General features: G+C 62.4%; 3 protein-coding genes. All 3 read right to left on the bottom strand.

The features are described 5' to 3' along the window. Window positions 1–24 precede the first annotated feature (24 nt). Window positions 25–441 carry a DUF86 domain-containing protein gene (locus NZM16_RS09415; protein WP_295448101.1) on the bottom strand — a complete coding sequence of 139 codons (417 nt, stop codon included), beginning with the start codon at window positions 439–441 and terminating at the stop codon, window positions 25–27. Further along, window positions 395–853, bottom strand: a complete 459-nt coding sequence (locus tag NZM16_RS09410) for a nucleotidyltransferase domain-containing protein (RefSeq protein WP_295448098.1) — start codon at window positions 851–853, stop codon at window positions 395–397. The genes NZM16_RS09415 and NZM16_RS09410 overlap by 47 nt, the downstream gene beginning before the upstream one ends. A gap of 259 nt (window positions 854–1,112) precedes the next feature. Beyond that, window positions 1,113–1,813 (bottom strand): hypothetical protein (locus NZM16_RS09405; RefSeq protein ID WP_295480104.1); only part of this gene is annotated, 701 nt, incomplete at its 5' end.

The following is a 1,813-nucleotide window of genomic DNA, read 5'->3' as shown; positions in this document are numbered from 1 at the left end:
CCCAGTTTATAACTGGACAAAGCACTACTGCAGGAAGGAGGCGAAAAATCGTCGTAACCGCTCGAAATCCTCAAGCCCCGACTGGAGGATCTCGTAAACGATCCGGCGATCCAGATCCAGGTATTCATGGACGAGGACGTTGCGAAACCCGATCATCCGAATCCACTTCTCTTTTAAGTCTGGATCTAATCCTGCCCGCTCCGCCAGGATGGTTGGGATATCGCTGTACCATCGAACTTCCCCTAAATTTAGATCGGCGATGATGTGATTGCCCATATCCAGCAGGGCCTCGATGGCCAATTGCAGAAAGCGCTCGGCGCTGCCGTAGCGTTCCGCGTCCCTGATGAATTCCTCGAAGGAGTAGCGCTGCAGACGACGCAGGATCTCCAGGTATTCATCCAGCTTGCGAAGCCGCCGTTGAAGGACCTCCACCCGAACCACCGAGGAGCCTCCGTTTGTAGGCCTCCCGCTGCACGCGCAGGTAGGGGGCGAAATCGAAATACTGACGCACGATCTGGGAGAAGAACTCCCCTCGATCGAAATCCGCGGTTTGATAGACGACCCGGTTGTGTCGGACGGCCTCAAACTTCAGGAGGATGTCTTCGGTGTCCAGGAACACCAGGTCCACCCGGCAAAAGCCATAGCGGGCGAGGTCCGTGAGCAGGGACAGCGGATCGGGCCGCCGGGCGCCCCGGCGGACAACCACGCCCAGATCCAGGTCGCTTTCCGCGTGCCGGCGGCCTTCGGCGGCGGAGCCGAACAGATAAACGGCCTCGATCTCCGGATACCGCCGGAAGACCTCGGCGAGGAGATCCAGGGAGGGAAAGCGGGCCGGGCCCCGGTTTTCCGACATGGCGCAAGATCCTTGGTTCAGCGTCCAGCGTCATTATACCCAGCCCGCGATGGGAGGGCGAAGGATCCGTGGTCTCCCGGGGTGAACGCCGGGCGATCTTCGCCGGAAGAGACGGGTGCATCGAGCGGATCAGAGGGATGGAGGGATCGGCGCCGACCTTTCGTCCGAGCAGATCAGCGGGCAGGGCTGCCGAAGCAGCCCTGCCCGCTGGAGAGGAAGCGCTCCGGGCTTCGACCCATGAGGGGATAGGCTCGGCGGATCACCGGCTTCGGAGCTGGATGGGCCGGAACTCCACCCGGAGGATCTTGGAGTCGCAACTGCAGTCCGCATCGTGGCTGATATCCTCGTTGCCCGTGTCGCCGATCACGATCAGCCGGGCTACCGGTCCGTCTGGGTTGCTGGGGGTGATAACATGGGGTTCGCCCTCGTTGCAGCCGATGAACTCCCCGCCGGCTCCCGGCAGATCCCGCGAGAAGTCGGAGCGGGCGGATCCCACGATCTCATACGATCGGCCATCCGGCGGCAATGCGCCGACCCTCACCTCGAAGGTTTGGGAGAAGAAATCAGTTGGGGCCCAAGCGTGGGGACGGGCTTCGAAGTGAACGATGGCTATCAGATCCCTCCCTCGGACCGTCAGCTCCACGTGTCCCTGGATGCGAACCCCTCCGCTGTAATCCCTGCCCTGTGGGCGGCCCTCAAAGCTATATCGCCCGCCCGTCGCGGGTGATGGACAGAGGTTCTCGACTGTGCGCGGGGTAAGGGTGATCAGAGTCTCCCGGGACACCCGTCGCACTTCCTCCGCGGCCCGGACGGAGCGCTCCCAGGCCTGGATGACCCGCTCAGCGGAGAGGAACAGGGAGCGCACTGTGTCCTGGCCCCCCCTGCCCCGATTCCAGAGGTCCTGCAGCAACTCGGGTAACATCCCATAATGAGCCAGTCCATCCCGCTCAAACCGGTATT

This window comes from Thermoflexus sp., from assembly GCF_025055495.1.
Classification (GTDB): Bacteria; Chloroflexota; Anaerolineae; order Thermoflexales; family Thermoflexaceae; genus Thermoflexus.
This window is presented reverse-complemented; position numbering and strand designations above follow the sequence as displayed.